General features: G+C 69.8%; 16 protein-coding genes. 10 read left to right on the forward strand and 6 right to left on the reverse strand.

Annotated elements, in window-relative coordinates:
* Positions 1 to 32: 32 nt before the first annotated feature.
* From KV397_RS01385 to KV397_RS01395, 3 genes are read right to left on the reverse strand one after another with little or no spacing between them, the layout of a single operon-like run.
* Positions 33 to 1,355: an MATE family efflux transporter gene (locus tag KV397_RS01385; protein WP_134352385.1), complete on the reverse strand. Its 1,323-nt coding sequence runs from the start codon at positions 1,353 to 1,355 to the stop codon at positions 33 to 35.
* A gap of 41 nt (positions 1,356 to 1,396) precedes the next feature.
* Positions 1,397 to 2,533, reverse strand: a complete 1,137-nt coding sequence (locus KV397_RS01390) for a sensor histidine kinase (RefSeq protein WP_131494184.1) — start codon at positions 2,531 to 2,533, stop codon at positions 1,397 to 1,399.
* Positions 2,533 to 3,261, reverse strand: a complete 729-nt coding sequence (locus tag KV397_RS01395; RefSeq protein ID WP_047521046.1) for a response regulator transcription factor — start codon at positions 3,259 to 3,261, stop codon at positions 2,533 to 2,535. The genes KV397_RS01390 and KV397_RS01395 overlap by 1 nt, the downstream gene beginning before the upstream one ends.
* Before the next feature lie 113 nt (positions 3,262 to 3,374).
* On the opposite strand from KV397_RS01395, the gene KV397_RS01400 reads away from it, so the two are divergent.
* From KV397_RS01400 to KV397_RS01420, 5 genes are all read left to right on the forward strand, one after another.
* Entirely contained in the window at positions 3,375 to 4,037 is a 663-nt protein-coding gene (locus tag KV397_RS01400; RefSeq protein WP_134352384.1) for a glycosyltransferase family 2 protein, read from the forward strand.
* Positions 4,034 to 4,735, forward strand: coding sequence for a TIGR04282 family arsenosugar biosynthesis glycosyltransferase (locus tag KV397_RS01405; protein ID WP_261811984.1), 702 nt, complete (start codon positions 4,034 to 4,036; stop codon positions 4,733 to 4,735). The genes KV397_RS01400 and KV397_RS01405 overlap by 4 nt, the downstream gene beginning before the upstream one ends.
* Entirely contained in the window at positions 4,732 to 5,415 is a 684-nt protein-coding gene (locus KV397_RS01410; RefSeq protein WP_153243025.1) for a class I SAM-dependent methyltransferase, read from the forward strand. The genes KV397_RS01405 and KV397_RS01410 overlap by 4 nt, the downstream gene beginning before the upstream one ends.
* 94 nt (positions 5,416 to 5,509) lie before the next feature.
* Entirely contained in the window at positions 5,510 to 5,896 is a 387-nt protein-coding gene (locus tag KV397_RS01415; protein ID WP_131494181.1) for a hypothetical protein, read from the forward strand.
* A complete protein-coding gene (locus KV397_RS01420) occupies positions 5,896 to 6,255 on the forward strand; it encodes an RES domain-containing protein (protein ID WP_261811985.1) in 360 nt (119 codons plus the stop codon). Before KV397_RS01415 ends, KV397_RS01420 begins: the two co-directional genes overlap by 1 nt.
* A 317-nt stretch (positions 6,256 to 6,572) precedes the next feature.
* Here the strand turns inward: KV397_RS01420 and KV397_RS01425 are convergent, their stop codons facing one another.
* The 3 genes from KV397_RS01425 to KV397_RS01435 are packed head-to-tail and all read right to left on the reverse strand — an operon-like array spanning position 6,573 to position 8,079.
* Positions 6,573 to 6,824, reverse strand: a complete 252-nt coding sequence (locus tag KV397_RS01425; protein WP_153243023.1) for a hypothetical protein — start codon at positions 6,822 to 6,824, stop codon at positions 6,573 to 6,575.
* The gene (locus KV397_RS01430) at positions 6,824 to 7,426 is read right to left on the reverse strand and encodes a molybdopterin-dependent oxidoreductase (protein WP_153243022.1); all 603 of its coding nucleotides are present in this window, start codon (positions 7,424 to 7,426) and stop codon (positions 6,824 to 6,826) included. The genes KV397_RS01425 and KV397_RS01430 overlap by 1 nt, the downstream gene beginning before the upstream one ends.
* Positions 7,423 to 8,079, reverse strand: a complete 657-nt coding sequence (locus KV397_RS01435) for a hypothetical protein (RefSeq protein WP_261811986.1) — start codon at positions 8,077 to 8,079, stop codon at positions 7,423 to 7,425. Before KV397_RS01435 ends, KV397_RS01430 begins: the two co-directional genes overlap by 4 nt.
* Before the next feature lie 111 nt (positions 8,080 to 8,190).
* Here KV397_RS01435 and KV397_RS01440 point away from each other — a divergent pair, with 111 nt between their 5' ends.
* The 5 genes from KV397_RS01440 (at position 8,191) to KV397_RS01460 (ending at position 14,576) form a co-directional block, all read left to right on the forward strand.
* Positions 8,191 to 9,036, forward strand: coding sequence for an MTAP family purine nucleoside phosphorylase (locus KV397_RS01440; protein ID WP_248570420.1), 846 nt, complete (start codon positions 8,191 to 8,193; stop codon positions 9,034 to 9,036).
* On the forward strand, positions 9,033 to 10,103 hold the full coding sequence (locus KV397_RS01445) for an NAD-dependent epimerase/dehydratase family protein (protein ID WP_261811987.1): 1,071 nt from the start codon (positions 9,033 to 9,035) through the stop codon (positions 10,101 to 10,103). Before KV397_RS01440 ends, KV397_RS01445 begins: the two co-directional genes overlap by 4 nt.
* The gene (locus KV397_RS01450) at positions 10,103 to 11,482 is read left to right on the forward strand and encodes a hypothetical protein (protein ID WP_261811988.1); all 1,380 of its coding nucleotides are present in this window, start codon (positions 10,103 to 10,105) and stop codon (positions 11,480 to 11,482) included. Before KV397_RS01445 ends, KV397_RS01450 begins: the two co-directional genes overlap by 1 nt.
* A gap of 55 nt (positions 11,483 to 11,537) precedes the next feature.
* Entirely contained in the window at positions 11,538 to 13,502 is a 1,965-nt protein-coding gene (locus KV397_RS01455; RefSeq protein WP_261811989.1) for a M13 family metallopeptidase, read from the forward strand.
* A 111-nt stretch (positions 13,503 to 13,613) separates the two neighbouring features.
* A complete protein-coding gene (locus tag KV397_RS01460; protein WP_047521031.1) occupies positions 13,614 to 14,576 on the forward strand; it encodes a serine hydrolase in 963 nt (320 codons plus the stop codon).
* Positions 14,577 to 14,603: the final 27 nt, after the last annotated feature.

A 14,603-nucleotide genomic window follows, 5' to 3' on the forward strand; every position in this document is an offset into this window, starting at 1 on the left:
AGTCAGCTCAGCCGCGGAACCGGCACCCGGGATCACGCCGACGCGGTGAGCCAGCGCCCTGAGCGCACGCGCCAGCCGAGGGTGCCGAGCCGGGCGAGCAGATAGACGCCGAAGAAAGCCACGGCCAGCCAGACGAGGCCTGCGGATCCGTCGACGCCGACCGCGGAGATGATCCACAGTGCCGGCAGGAAAGGCACGAGGTTCACGCCGCCGGCGATCGCGAGGTACCGCGCATCGTTCGCGCCCATGAGCACCCCGTCGAGCACGAAGACGACACCGGCGATGGGCTGGGCGACGGCGAGCACGAGCAGCGCCGGCTGCACGAGAGCGGCGACCTCGGCGTCGCCGGTGAACACGATGCCGAGCACCCCGGAGAGGGCGGCGATCAGCCCGCCGACGATCACGCCGAACCACGCACCCCACGCCACCGTCCGTGCCAGCACCCGGTGCACCTGTCGCTCGTCGCCGGCACCGAGTTCCTTGCCGATCAACGCCTGCGCGGCGATCGCGAGTGCGTCGAGAGCGAAGGCCGCAGCCGAGAAGATCGTGAACACGATCTGCCACCCGGCCAGTTCATCGGTCCCGATCCCGGTCGCGATCCCCACCGTCGCGAGCAGCGCGACACGCAGGCTCACGGTGCGCAGGAACAACCAGCCGCCCGACGTGGCCGTGCTGCGGATGCCGGCGCGCTGCGCGCGGAGCGAGGCGCTGTGGCGCGTGGCCAGGTGGCGGACCACCAGGGCATAGGCGGCCACCATCCCCCACTGCGCGGTCACGGTTCCGGCGGCCGAGCCCGCGATGCCCCAGCCGAGTCCGTAGATGAACAGCCAGTTCAGCAGGGCGTTCGCGCCGAAGCCGAGCCCTGCGATCCAGAGCGGCGTCATGGTGTCCTGCATGCCCCGGAGCAACCCGGTCGCCGCGAACACGATCAGCATCGCGGGGAGACCCCACATCGAGATCACGAGGTATTCGTTGGCCTGTGCGGCGACGGCCTCGCTCGCGCCGAAGAGCGACACGAGCCAGGGCGAGGAGACGGCGCCGATCACCGCGAGGACGGCTCCCAGTCCGAGGGCGAGCCACATCCCGTTGATGCCGACCGACACGGCCTCACCCGGCTGACCTGCGCCGAAGCGACGCGCCACCGCCGGCGTGGTCGAGTAGGCCAGGAAGACCATGAGTCCGACGATGGTCTGCAGCACGGCCGCGGCGATGCCGAGCCCGGCGAGCGGAGTCGTGCCGAGATGTCCGACCAGCGCGGCATCGACGATCAGGAAGGCCGGCTCCGCGACCAGCGCGCCGAGAGCAGGAACGGCCAGGCGCAGGATCTCTCGGTTGAGGGAGGTGCGCGCGGTCATCCTCCGAGCCTATGACCTGGCACGGACCTCGTCCGCCCGACTCAGGCGCCCACGGGCAAGCGGATGTCGAACCGCGACCCGCCGTCGGCGTTGTGCGCGCTGATCACCCCGTTGTGCGCCTCGACGATGCCGCGCGCGATCGCGAGCCCGAGACCGGCACCGCTCGTGCCGTGGACGCTCGTGCCGGGCGTTCGCGCGTCGGTGCCCCGCCACCCCGGTTCGAAGACGCTTGTCAGGTTCTCGTGGGCGATGCCCGAGCCGGTGTCCTGGACCGAGAGCACCATCGCGTCGTCTTCGCGGCTGGTCCTGATGCGGATCGTCCCTCCGGCCGGTGTGTGCTCGATCGCGTTGGCGAGCAGGTTGGTCATCACGCGGGCGAGCTCGCGCGCGTCACCGACGACGGTGTGATCCGGGCTGGTCAGCTCGACGAGCGCGACCTCCTTCGCCCGGGCGACCGGCGCGAGCTCGGCGACCGCGTCGCTGACCAGATCGTGCAGGGACATCGGTTCGAGACGGAGCGTCAGTGTGCCGGACGAGATCTTCGAGACCTCGAACAGGTTGTCGACGAGGTCGCTCATGTGGTCGACCTGGCGGCGCATCTGACGATGGAAGCGGGCAGGGTCCTCGGCCAGGCCGTCATCCAGTGCTTCCGTCATCGCCCGCAGCCCGGCGAGAGGACTGCGCAGGTCGTGCGAGATCCACGCGATCAATTCGCGCCGCGAACGATCGAGGAGCTGCACCTCCTCGCGTGCCGCCGCGAGCCGTTCACTGGTCGAGACGAGTTCGGCGGCCACGCGGGCGAACTCCGTGTTCACGGGGAGGGCGCCCGTGTCCTCGAGCAGTTCGCCCTCACCGATCGAATGTGTGAGCCTCTGCAGCGAGCGGGCGTCGCGGACGAGCCGGGCCGCGAGCAGCACGGCGACGGCGACCGCGACGACGGCGGAGATGGCGGTCACCACGACCACGACGAGAAGGTCGTGGGGAGAGATGTACATCGCCTCGGCGACCGCGAGCACCCCGGCGGCGAAGGACAGCACCACGGCGAGGATCACGATGCACAGCTGCAGCATCAGTGAGCGCCGGCGCAGCAGCCACAGCGCGAGCAGGCCGGCCCCTCCGACGAGGAGAGCCCATCCGAGAGCGATGGCTGCGATCGTGACGACATCGGCGAACGGCATCAGCGGTCCTCCCATTCGAGGCGGTACCCCACGCCCCACACCGTCACGAGAACCGTGGGGGATCCGGGGTCGTCTTCGATCTTCTCCCGAAGTCGCCGGGTGGTGACCGTGACCGTCGAGAGGTCTCCGATCTCCCATCCCCAGACCCGACGCAGCAGCGTGGGCCGATCGAACGTCTGCCGCGGGTGCTTGAGGAAGAACGCGAACAGTTCGAACTCGCGCACCGACAGCTCGAGCGGCACGCCGTCCCGAGTGACGATCCTGGCCGAGGGGTCGAGGTGGAAGGGGCCGAGGTCGAACGGAGCCTCCCGCGCGAATTCGGGAAGGCTCCGGCGCAGCACCGAGTTCACGCGGAGGACCAGTTCCCGGGGAGAGAAGGGCTTGACCACGTAGTCATCGGCACCGGCTTCCAGGCCGTCGATGCGGTCCTCCTCCGAGCCGAGGGCCGTGAGCATGATGATCGGGACGTCCGAGGCGGCCCGAATCCGCCGGCACACCTCGGCGCCGTCGATTCCGGGGAGCATCCGGTCGAGCACGATCAGGTCGGGAGCGCTCGCCGCGGCCGATGCCAGACCGGTGAAGCTGTCCGTGGCGTGATCGACGAGGTACCCCGCGGCGCGCAGATACGCCTGGACGACCTCGCTCACCGTCGCATCGTCCTCGATCACGAGCACCCGGCGGTCGGCGAGTTCCGCGAGGTGCGGAGGCGGAACGGACGGCGCGGACATGCTCTCATCGTAGGTTCGGAGGTCCTCCCCGTCACCCGCTCGGAGGGCAACCTTCCTCGGTTCGTAAGAGTTGACGGATGTCGCCGGGGGGACATCTTCTCTAGCGTCGCGATATGGCCTTTCCCACCGACGTCGTCTTCCCCTGTCTGAATGAAGCGGAGGCGCTGCCCGGGGTGCTGGCTGCCCTTCCCTCCGGTGCGCGGGCGATCGTCGTCGACAACGGCTCCACCGACGGGTCGGCGGAGATCGCGCGTCGTCTCGGAGCGCTGGTGATCCAGGAGCCGCGGCGCGGGTACGGCTCTGCCGTGCATGCCGGACTGCGTGCGGCCACGGCACCCGTCGTCGCCTTCTGCGACGCCGACGGATCGTTCGACCTGACCGAGCTCGATCGGCTCGCGGACCCCGTGCATCGAGGTGAGAGCGACCTCATGTTCGGGCGTCGCCGGGTCGGTGGGCGAGGGGCGTGGCCGATCCATGCGCGATTCGCGAACACGGTGCTGCTGTCGATGGTGCGTCGGCGCACCGGGCTCTCGATGCACGATCTTGGTCCGTTCCGGGCCGGGCGTCGCGAGATGCTCCTCGACCTCGGGATGGAGGATCGACGCAGCGGCTATCCCCTCGAACTCCTGCTGCGTGCCTGGCGGAAGGGGCTGCGCATCGGCGAGACCGATGTCTCCTACCGCCCGCGGACCGGCCGGTCGAAGGTCACCGGAACCGTCCGGGGCACCCTGATCGCGGTGTCGGATATGCACCGGACGTTGAGGAGGCTCGCATGAACGCCGAGACGACGATCATCGTGATGGCGAAGGAGTGTCTGCCGGGAAAGGTCAAGACCCGGCTGCATCCGCCCTTCACGCTGGAGGAGGCGGCGGACATCGCACAGGCGAGCCTCGCCGACACGCTCGACGCAGTGGGGGCGACCGGGCTCCCGGTCGTCGTCTGCGCGCAGGGAGACGTATCCGCTCCCGCGGGCTTCCGGGTCATCCCCCAGGTCTCGGGCGGGCTGGACGAGCGGATCGGCGCAGCGCTGGACTCCGTTCCCGGGATGGTGCTCCTGGTCGGCATGGACACCCCTCAGCTGGATCCGATGCTGCTGCGCGCACTCGCCGATGACTGGCCGGAAGACGTCGACGCCTGGATCGGACCGGCGACCGACGGAGGCTTCTGGCTCCTCGGGATCGACGATCTTCGCCCCGGACGGTTGGGATCGTGCTCGCGAGGGGACCTCGTCCGCGGTGTGCCGATGTCGGTGTCCAACACCGGGGCGCATCAGCGCCGACGTCTGGTGCGGATGTGGCTCCGCGTGCGCGACGTTCCTCCTCTCACGGACATCGACGATCTCGCCTCGCTGCGGGAGGTCGCGGCCGTTCTGTCTCCGCAGGGGCATCTCGCCGGCCTGCTTCCCCGCTTCTCGGATGTCTTCGAGGCCACGGCTGCCGTCGGCCGCGCGGGCGAAGGGAACGGGCGAGGATGAGCAACGCGACCGCCGCGCACTTCGGCGCCGGAGGCGATGCGCCCTACGACTTCGCCCTGCGCAACGGGGGAGGGATGCTGCGCCTGATCGAACTCGGGGAGGGAACCGAGCATCGGGTCGAGGTCGGTCGTTTCCTCGCCGCCGCGGACGCTGCCGACGACTCGGTGATCGCCCGGATCCGAGGGCCCGTGCTCGATGTCGGATGCGGGCCGGGGCGGATACTCCACGCCGCGATCGTGGCCGGACACCTCGGGCTGGGGGTCGACGTCGCGATGTCCGCCGTCGAGCACGCCAGGCAGCAGGGCCTGCCCGCGCTGCAGCGTTCCGTGTTCGATCCGCTGCCGCAGGAGGGCTCCTGGGGCACGCTGCTGCTCCTGGACGGGAACATCGGCATCGGGGGCGAGCCGGACGCACTGCTCGCCCGGTGCGGGCAGATCGTCGGTCCGGGGGGACGTGTGATCGTCGAAGTCGATCCGCACCCGACGCGGGACCGGGGGTATCAGGCGACCGTCGTCGACATCGACGGCCGATCGAGCTCGCCCTTCCCGTGGTACGAGATCGGAGCGACGGCACTCCGCGATCGGGTGCACGGGACGGGGTTGCAGATCATCGAGACGTGGACACTGTCGGGGAGGGCGTTCGTGAGCCTCACCCGTCTGCCGGATCCGTGTCACGAGTGACGGCCGGTCCGCCGCTTTATCCAGCTTTCTTGGTTGGGATCTAAGCTGAGATCACGTATGCCATCTTTGATGGCATCGCTGGTATCCTAAGGTCATGTCCGCAACCATCGAGGCCACCAAGCTCGCTGCTTTCAATGACTCGATCCGCCAAGGGGTGCCGCAGATCGTGTCAGATCTGCGTGAGCGACTCGGCGCGAAGCTCGTCGCCTACATTGCCAACGTCACCGAGACACGTGCGGTGCGCTCGTGGGCTGATGGTGACCGCATGCCTACGGCGAACACGGAACGTCGACTGCGGCTGGCATTCCAGGTCGCGACTCTTATCGACCGGAGTGAGGGTGACGGTGTCGCCGCGACCTGGTTCCAGGGGATGAACCCGCAGCTGGGCGATCTCTCACCGGCTCGGGTGCTCCACGAGGATCGCACCGACGAGGGAATGGCACGAGTGCTCAACGCGGCCAAGAGCTTCGTCGGTGCCTGATGGCCGCACCCGAGCTGCAGCTGGTCGAAGCGGGCGGCGCGACAATCTGGCGCGTGGGCCGAGCGCCAGACCCGTGGGCATGGATCGACCCGCGGTACGCCGGCAACGCGCGCTGGGACGACCCTGACGTTGCCTTCCGCACGACCTATGCAGCTGACTCTGCATTCGGGTGCTTCGTCGAGTTGCTCGCCTACTCGCGGCCCGATGTGAACGAGGATGGCTCCGTCATGCTCAAAGGCATCGTCGAAGACCCCCAAGACGTGGCCGAATTCCCGACGCCACGATCGCCGCGCTTCGTCCGCAGTATGTGCGGCTTGCGCTGTCGCTCGGCTTCGATGACTTCGACGCCGCAGCTCTGAAACGTGCGTACCCGCGAGAGCTCACACACCGCCTGACCGTCGATTTCTACGCCCTCACACGTGAAGATGGAGTGCCGATTGCGGAGGGTGTCCGATTCGGCTCTCGCCACGGTGACGACCTGGCGCTGTGGGCGATCTTCGAGCGCCCCGGCGATGACCCCGCGAGTCGGCATCTCCATCAGATCAGTTCTCGGATCGTCGACACCGACGATGTGAACCTGATTCAAGCGATGGAACTCCACGGCCTCACCTGGCGTGACTCATGATGCGGGAGCGCGCCTTGATCAGCGCAACGTCGGGGCGGGCGTTCGTGAGCCTCACCCGTCTGCCGGATCCGTCTCGCGAGTGACGACGTGCCCGCGGGGTGCCGTTGTCGCGGTCCGGGGCCGCAGGCGATGGCGCACGGCGCTGACGACGGTCAGAAGGCCGTCATGCACGACGACGACGGCGAGCAGCCAGACCGCGACGCTGAACAGCTGAGCGAAGTCCTGTGCGGAGAGCATCAGCCAGGCTCCCCACAGCAGCAGGGCGACCCCGACGGCTGCGAGCGCGATTCTGCCGGCCCTCATCACACCACCTCGATCGAGGACAGCCACTTGGTCTGCAGCACGCCGGGCCGCCCGGGGGCGATGACGCGCGCCGGATAGCCGTGGTCGAGGTCGAGGCGCTCCCCGTTGAGCTGGAGGGCGACCAGCGTGAGAGGGTCGCCGACATACTGAGGCGGCATCGTGGTGGCTCGGAAGGCGCCGCGCTGCTGCAGGCTGCGGAAGCGGATCGTGGCGTCGTCGGGCGCGTCGACGGTGGCGAGGAGATCCCGCAGGCGGACACCCGTCCAGGACGCGTCGACCGTCCACCCCTCGACGCAGGCGATCGGGAGCCGGACCGTGCGTTGCGGCAGGGCTTCGAGTCCGGCCGCTGTGAAGGCGCGGGTCATCCCGACGCCGGCGACCGTCAGCGTCCACTCCGGGTCGAGGGCGAGCGCCGTCACAGCGGCCTGCCGCGCGGAACGGTTGACGGGCAGATCCTGGGGGCTGTCGGCGCGGGCGCGGGGCTCCCGCAGGCTGAACGGGCCGATGGGCGTGACCGCGTGGGCGAGCGCCGCGGCGCCGAACAGTGCGGAGGCGCCGCCGACCCCGGCCAGGAAGCGGCGGCGGGAGAGGGGCGCGGTCATCGCGTCGCCGTCCCTTCGGAATCGGACGGGGCATCGGAATTGGAGCGGGCATCGGAATCGGAGGGGGCATCGGCATCGTCATCGTCCGGGTCTGCGCGCCAGGCGGTGACGATCGCGGGGAGGTGCACCGCGATGTGCACGGCCATCGCCCCGATGAGGACCCAGGCCAGCGCGAAGTGCGTGCGGCGGAAGGAGAAGTCCCACGGATACCACTGCAGGGTGTTGAGCACCCCGGTGATCGGTTCCATCAGCGCGGCGGCCACCAGCACCGCCAGGCTCAGGCGCTCCAGCAGATGCGGGAAGCTGCGTACCGGAGGCCAGGCGAAGAGCTTCGGGAACACGATCCACAGCTTCGCCAGGAGCAGCGGGATGAGCATCGACCCCGCGACGACGTGGATCCCCTGATTCCAGGCATAGAGGTGGATCGGGCGCGTCGGCAGCGTCAGCCAGGGCAGCGGATCCTGCTGCAGGTGGCTGTACAGGCCGGTGACGAAGCACACGAGGAAGGCGAGACCGAGCAGTCTGCCGATGACGACGGCCATCCGGGTCGTGCGCAGGGGGGAGCCCAGGGCTCGCTGCGCACGTTCCGACCGATCCTGGAGCGCGACGGAGAGCCGTTCGGTCACCGAACCGGTCGAGTGGTCGTCGCGCATGTCCTCAGTATGCGGACCGGGCGTGCCCGGACGCGGGTGGATCGGGAACCTGTCATCGGGGTGTAAGGAAATGGGGTGCCGGTATGCCGACTCCGCGGGCACGCTGGGAGCATGACTGACGCGCAGCCGGGCCGGATCGAGTTCGCCGTGATCGGAGGATCGGGTTTCGAAGCGCTCGACCTCGGGGACAGACGAGTCCTTCCCGCGTCGGACTCACCGTGGGGAGTCGTTCCCGAGATCGTCGTCGGACGGCTGCACGGACGCGCGGTGGCGTTCGCGCCGCGGCACGGGGCGGGCCATCGGGTGCCGCCGCACCGGGTCAACGCCAGGGCGCTGCTGTGGGGGCTTCGGCGGCTCGGGGCGCGGGTGCTGCTGTCGACCAACGCGGTGGGTGGGCTGGCGTCATCGCTCGCGCCCGGTGACTTCGTGCTGACCGATCAGCTCATCGACCGCACGCACGGCAGGGCCGACACCTACTTCGACGGGGACATCGAGATCGCCGGTGTGCAGCATCTGCCGTTCGCGGAGCCCTACGACCGGCATCTGCGCGAGATCGCGTTCCGGGTGCTCCGTGACCAGGGGGAGCGCGTGCACCCCGCGGGGACCAGCGTCGTGGTGCAGGGACCGCGGTTCGCGACCGCCGCCGAGGCCGACTGGCACCGCGCGATGGGAGCCGCCCTGGTCAACATGACCCAGCTGCCCGAGGCGGCGCTCGCCGCAGAGCTCGGGTTCGCGCACGTGAACCTCGCGATCGTGACCGACACCGACACCGAGCACGGCGAGACGGAGGATGACACCTCGGCCACCGCGGAACGCGTGTTCGCCGTGATGGCACAGGCGCAGCCGCGGTTGAGCGCGGCTGTCGCAGCGATCATCGCCGCCATCCCTCCGGGGTACGAGCCGCCCGAGCGCCTGGCGCCTCAGGTCGTCGCGGCACTGATCGGGGCACGAGCATGAGTCGACTTCTGCTCGTGACGGGCGGAGCCGGCTTCATCGGCTCCGCGATCGTCGACGAGGCGATCGCCGCGGGCTGGCGTGTTCGGATCCTCGATTCCCTTCGCCCCGACGTGCACGGCAGCTCCGCCCCCGAGCCGGAAGGGGGAAGCCAGGTCGAGTTCGTCGCTGCCGATGTGCGCGACCGTGACGCCGTGCGCCAGGCGTTGAGCGGGGTCGACGCGGTCTGTCATCAGGCGGCGAAGGTCGGACTCGGCGTCAGCATCCACGATGCCCCCGACTACGTGGGCTCGAACTCGCTCGGCACGGCGGTGGTGCTCTCGGCGATGGCGGAGGCCGGGATCGAACGCCTCGTCCTCGCGTCGTCGATGGTCGTCTACGGCGAGGGGCTGTACCGGGAGGGGGATCGTCTCGTGCAGCCCGCACCGCGGAGCCGGGCCGATCTGGAGTCGGGTCGCTTCGAGCCGCGGTCGCCGCACACCGGGGAGCCCCTCCGACCGATGTCGATCCCCGAGGAGCAGCCCTGCGATCCGCGCAACGCCTACGCGGCGACCAAGCTCGAGCAGGAACTGCTGGCCCGCACGTGGGCCTATGACGGAGGGCGGGCGGCGCTGCTGCGCTATCACAACGTCTACGGACCGGGGATGCCCCGGGACACGCCGTACGCAGGAGTGGCATCGATCTTCCGTTCGGCCCTCGAGCGGGGCGAGGCCCCACGCGTGTTCGAGGACGGGCAGCAGCGACGCGACTTCATCCATGTCCGGGATGTGGCACGCGCCAACCTCGCCGCCCTCGAGTGGACGGATCGTGTGGAGCGCGGGACCACGCGGGCGTTCAACGTGGCCACGGGCGTCCCGCACACCATCGGAGAGTTCGCCGACGTGCTCGCCGCGGCGTTCGGAGGGCCGCCGCCGGTGCGGACGGGGGAGTTCCGGTCGGGCGACGTGCGCCACATCACGGCCTCGGCGGATCGCATCGCTCGAGAGCTGGGGTGGCGGCCGCAGGTCGGTTTCGACGAGGGGGTGCGTGAGTTCGCGCATGCCTCGCTTCGCACGGGGGCGGACGTCTGATGGCGGGTGCCGCGACGCGTCCGGGGCAGCGTCTCGCCGTCTGGGGGACGGTCGCGGCCGTCGTGCTCATCGCGGCCGCGGTCCTGATCCCGGCGCTCACGGGATGGAACGTGCGCGTCAAGTCGTTCCCGCCGCTGCACGCGGAGTGGATGCCGAGAGTCGGACCGGGGACACCCCTGGCGGTGCTGCTCGGTGTGGCCGGCGTGATCTGGGGTCCGCGGCTCGCCTCCTCGGTCCGGTGGGGGCGGCTGCTGCTGCTCGCGTTCGCGGCGTCCGCGTTGTGGCTGTTCGCGCTCGCCACGGTGGACGGGCTCGACGGCATCGGCACCATCCTCGACCACCGGTACGAGTACCTCGGGACCGCACGGGAGGTCGACGACTTCGGGGCCACGCTCCGCGAGTACATCGAGCGGATCCCGTACGCGCATGAGGACAACTGGCCCGTGCACATCGCCGGTCATCCCCCGGGAGCCCTGCTCTTCTTCGTCGTCCTGGTGCGGATGGGGCTCGGGAGCGCGCTCGCCGCCGGATTCGTGGTCCTGCTCCTGGGTGCCACGACCGTGGTGGCGGTGCTGATCACGCTGCGCGCCCTCGGTGCGGCCGACCTCGCCCGTCGCGCGGCTCCGTTCCTGGTGTTCACCCCCGCGGCGATCTGGGTGGCGGTCTCGGGCGACGGCATGTTCATGGCCGTCGCCGCGTGGGGCATCTGTCTGTTGGCGCTCGCGACGCGTGCGGGTGGTGTCGCGCGGATCGCGTGGTCGGTCGGGGCCGGCCTCCTGCTCGGATACTGCGTGATGCTCTCGTACGGCCTCCCCCTGCTGGGGGTGCTCGCGGTCGCCGTGCTGGTGGCGGGGAGGTCGTGGATCCCGCTGCCGATCGCCGCGGTCTCGGCGATCGCCGTCGTGGGGGCCTTCGCGGTCTTCGGCTTCGCCTGGTGGGAGGCGTTCCCGGTGCTGCAGCAGCGCTACTGGGATGGGGTGGCATCGCGCCGACCGCCCGGGTACTGGCTGTGGGGGAACATCGCCGCGTTCGCGGTCAGCGCCGGGCCGGCGATCGGTGCGGCCTTCGCCGCAGTCGGGGCGTGGGCGATCCGCGGACCACGAGAGCGGCGTCAGGTTCCGGAACTCCGAACCGAGTCAGGGCGCGGATGGGAGCCGCGCACCATCGTGCTGCTGCTCTGCGCCGCCGGGGTGCTCATGGTGCTCCTGGCCGATCTGTCGAACATGAGCCGGGCGGAGGTGGAGCGCATCTGGTTGCCGTTCGTGCCCTGGATCACGATCGGTCTGGCGCTCTTCGACGAACGGGCGCGCCGCTGGCTGCTGGCGGTGCAGGTCGTCGCCGCGATCATCGTCCAGTCCCTGTTGCAGACCGGATGGTGACGGCGGACGGGCCCGCCTCGACGCGGTGGGGGAGGGGCGTCATAGGCTGGGGCGCATGACTGACGTTCTTCCCGTGGGCCTCGCCCTTGATGAGTTCAGCTCCGACATCCGCCCGCAGGACGACCTCTACCGCCACGTGAACGGCGCCTGGCTCGCCCGCACCGAGATCCCGGGCGACAAGGCGCGCTGGGGCTCCTTCCACCTCCTCGCCGAGCAGGCGGAGAAAGACGTGCGTGCGATCGTCGAGGAGTCGCAGGACGCGGCGGAGGGCACTCTCGCCCGCAAGATCGGCGACCTGTTCGCGAGCTTCATGGACACCGAGCGGATCGATGCCGCCGGTGTCACCCCGCTCGCCGGGACGCTGGCCGAGATCGACGCGATCGACGGCATCCCGGCGTTCCTGCGCACCGTCGGCGCGTACGACCGCGACGGTCGTGCATCCGTGATCGGACTCTACGTCGACGGCGACCCCGGCAACCCCGAGCGCTACCTCCCGGTGCTCCTGCAGGCAGGTCTGTCGCTCCCCGACGAGAGCTACTTCCGCCTCGACACGTTCGCCGACACCCGCGCCGCGTACCGTGCCCACCTCGAGCGACTGCTGGAGCTCGCGGGCGTCCCGCAGGCGGCGGAGAACACCGACCGGGCGATCGCGCTCGAGACCGAGCTGGCGGGTCATCACTGGGACAACGTGCGCAGCCGCGATGCGGTCGCGACCTACAACCTCAAGACCTGGGACGAGCTCCAGGAGCTCGCCGGTGTCGACCTCACGCCGTGGCGGGAAGCGGTCTCGCCGTCGAACCCCGCCGCGTTCGACGAGGTCGTCGTGTCGCAGCCGAGTTTCTTCGAGGGCCTCGGCTCGCTGCTGACCCCGGAGCGTCTCGACGACTGGAAGGCGTGGTTGCGGGCGAAGGTCGTGCACGCCGCGGCGCCGTACCTGACCGACGATCTCGTGCAGGAGAACTTCTCGTTCTACGGCACCGAGCTCACCGGTGTCCCCACGATGCGCGAGCGCTGGAAGCGCGGCGTCTCGCTCGCCGAAGGGGCCCTCGGCGAGGCGATCGGCAAGGTGTACGTCGAGCGGCACTACCCGCCGACGGCGAAGGCCGCGATGGACGAGCTGGTCGCGAACCTCATCGAGGCCTACCGCCGGAGCATCACCGACCTCGAGTGGATGACCGCGGAGACCCGTGAGCGCGCGCTCGCCAAGCTCGACTCGTTCACGCCGAAGATCGGGCATCCCGAGGTGTGGCGCGACTATTCGAGCCTCGAGATCGACCGGGACGACCTGTTCGGCAACGTGCGCCGCGCATCGATCTTCGAGCACGATCGCAACGTCGACAAGGTCGGCACGCCCATCGACCGCACCGAGTGGCACATGCCGCCGCAGATGGTCAACGCGTACTACAACCCGTCCATGAACGAGATCGTGTTCCCCGCGGCGATCCTGCAGTACCCGTTCTTCGACGCCGGTCGTGATGCGGCCGCGAACTACGGCGGCATCGGCGCGGTCATCGGTCACGAGATCGGCCACGGCTTCGACGACCAGGGCAGCCGCTACGACGGCGACGGCCGACTGCAGGACTGGTGGACGGATGCGGATCGCTCGGCGTTCGAAGAGCGCACCAAGGCTCTCATCGCCCAGTACGACGCGCTCGTTCCAGAGGGCCTCGACGCCGAGCATCACGTCAACGGCGCCCTCACGATCGGGGAGAACATCGGCGACCTCGGCGGTCTCGGCATCGCGCTCCGGGCGTACGAGCTGTCGCTGGACGGTGCGGAGGCACCGGTGATCGACGGGTACACCGGCGTGCAGCGACTTCTGCTCTCCTGGGCGCAGGTGTGGCAGCAGAAGAGCCGTGACGCCGAAACCCTGCGGCTGCTGACGATCGACCCGCACTCGCCGAACGAGTTCCGCTGCAACCAGATCGTGCGCAACATCGATGCCTTCTACGAGGCGTTCGGGGTGGCCGAGACCGACGCGCTCTGGCTGCCCGCGACATCGCGGGTGACCATCTGGTGACCAAACGTCACACTCTGTGAAGCATCCCCCGGCGGTGGGGTTACGATAGCCCTGCCGCTGGGGAGCGTCTTCCCTCGGTATCCCGCAAATCCACCCCCCTTAAGGATCAGCGTGGGCGCTCTCGAGCCTGGTGATGGGTTCCGCAACTCTTCGGTCCCCGAGTCTCTCAGGGGTGCCCCGGAGTCGTCCGGCGGTCGCCGTTCGCAGCGCACCAGCCGTCGGCTCCCTCGGCGCGCAGCCGCCGGGCGACGGTCGTTCACCGCCACGCTCCGGTCGTTGGAGGGGCTCGCGGACTCCGGCGCGCAGGTCTCGGTACACGTCGTCGACCTCGACAATCATGTGCACGTCCTGGCCGGTGACGACCATGTGACCATGCCCGTCGCGGGGCTCGGCGTGGTCCCGCTGCTCATCGAGGTGGCCGCGGGCTTCCAGAGCGGTGCGCTGGACCCGTTCGAGATCGTCGAGCGCGAGAACGTCGATGCCGTGGAGACCTCGGGGCTCTGGCGACACCTGCATGCCCCGGCGCTTCCGCTGGAAGACCTCGCCGTGCTGGCGGCGACCGCGGGCGACCCGATCGCGGTCAACGCACTGCTGCAGAAGGTCGGGCACGAACGGGTGCGCGAGCGCATCGAGTCCCTCGGGCTCCGTCGCACGGCGCTGCTCGACCGTTTCCGCGACCGTCGTGGCCCCGACGACGCTCCGCAGGTCGCCGTCGGTTCGGCGCGCGAACTCGCCGGGCTGTTCTCGGCGCTGGTGAACTCGCAGGTCGTCGACGCCGCCGTCAGCGCGCAGGTGTCGGAGTGGCTGAGCCTGAACCAGGACCTGAGCCTGGTCGCGGCCTCCACGGGCCTCGATCCGTTCGCGCACGATCACGATGCGCACGGCCTGCTGTTCGTGAACAAGACCGGTCGCGACCGGGGGGTGCGTGCGGAGGCGGGTGTGCTCGCCGGCCCTCGCGCCGGGGTCGCCTATTCCCTCATCGTCTGCTTCGACGACCTCTCGATCACGCACCGGCTTCGTGCGCACGACGCCTTCCGCGTGCTCGGTGTCGAACTCATGGAGTACACGCACTGACGCGCACGGCACGTCGCTAGCATCGAG

It is taken from the genome of Microbacterium aurugineum (assembly GCF_023101205.1).
GTDB lineage: Bacteria > Actinomycetota > Actinomycetes > Actinomycetales > Microbacteriaceae > Microbacterium > Microbacterium aurugineum.

Coding starts and splice junctions, on each gene's coding strand:
- KV397_RS01385 (WP_134352385.1), bottom strand. CDS start 1,355: ATGACCGCGCGCACCTCCCTCAACCGAGAGATCCTGCGCCTGGCCGTT.
- KV397_RS01390 (WP_131494184.1), bottom strand. CDS start 2,533: ATGCCGTTCGCCGATGTCGTCACGATCGCAGCCATCGCTCTCGGATGG.
- KV397_RS01395 (WP_047521046.1), bottom strand. CDS start 3,261: ATGTCCGCGCCGTCCGTTCCGCCTCCGCACCTCGCGGAACTCGCCGAC.
- KV397_RS01400 (WP_134352384.1), top strand. CDS start 3,375: ATGGCCTTTCCCACCGACGTCGTCTTCCCCTGTCTGAATGAAGCGGAG.
- KV397_RS01405 (WP_261811984.1), top strand. CDS start 4,034: ATGAACGCCGAGACGACGATCATCGTGATGGCGAAGGAGTGTCTGCCG.
- KV397_RS01410 (WP_153243025.1), top strand. CDS start 4,732: ATGAGCAACGCGACCGCCGCGCACTTCGGCGCCGGAGGCGATGCGCCC.
- KV397_RS01415 (WP_131494181.1), top strand. CDS start 5,510: ATGTCCGCAACCATCGAGGCCACCAAGCTCGCTGCTTTCAATGACTCG.
- KV397_RS01420 (WP_261811985.1), top strand. CDS start 5,896: ATGGCCGCACCCGAGCTGCAGCTGGTCGAAGCGGGCGGCGCGACAATC.
- KV397_RS01425 (WP_153243023.1), bottom strand. CDS start 6,824: ATGAGGGCCGGCAGAATCGCGCTCGCAGCCGTCGGGGTCGCCCTGCTG.
- KV397_RS01430 (WP_153243022.1), bottom strand. CDS start 7,426: ATGACCGCGCCCCTCTCCCGCCGCCGCTTCCTGGCCGGGGTCGGCGGC.
- KV397_RS01435 (WP_261811986.1), bottom strand. CDS start 8,079: ATGCGCGACGACCACTCGACCGGTTCGGTGACCGAACGGCTCTCCGTC.
- KV397_RS01440 (WP_248570420.1), top strand. CDS start 8,191: ATGACTGACGCGCAGCCGGGCCGGATCGAGTTCGCCGTGATCGGAGGA.
- KV397_RS01445 (WP_261811987.1), top strand. CDS start 9,033: ATGAGTCGACTTCTGCTCGTGACGGGCGGAGCCGGCTTCATCGGCTCC.
- KV397_RS01450 (WP_261811988.1), top strand. CDS start 10,103: ATGGCGGGTGCCGCGACGCGTCCGGGGCAGCGTCTCGCCGTCTGGGGG.
- KV397_RS01455 (WP_261811989.1), top strand. CDS start 11,538: ATGACTGACGTTCTTCCCGTGGGCCTCGCCCTTGATGAGTTCAGCTCC.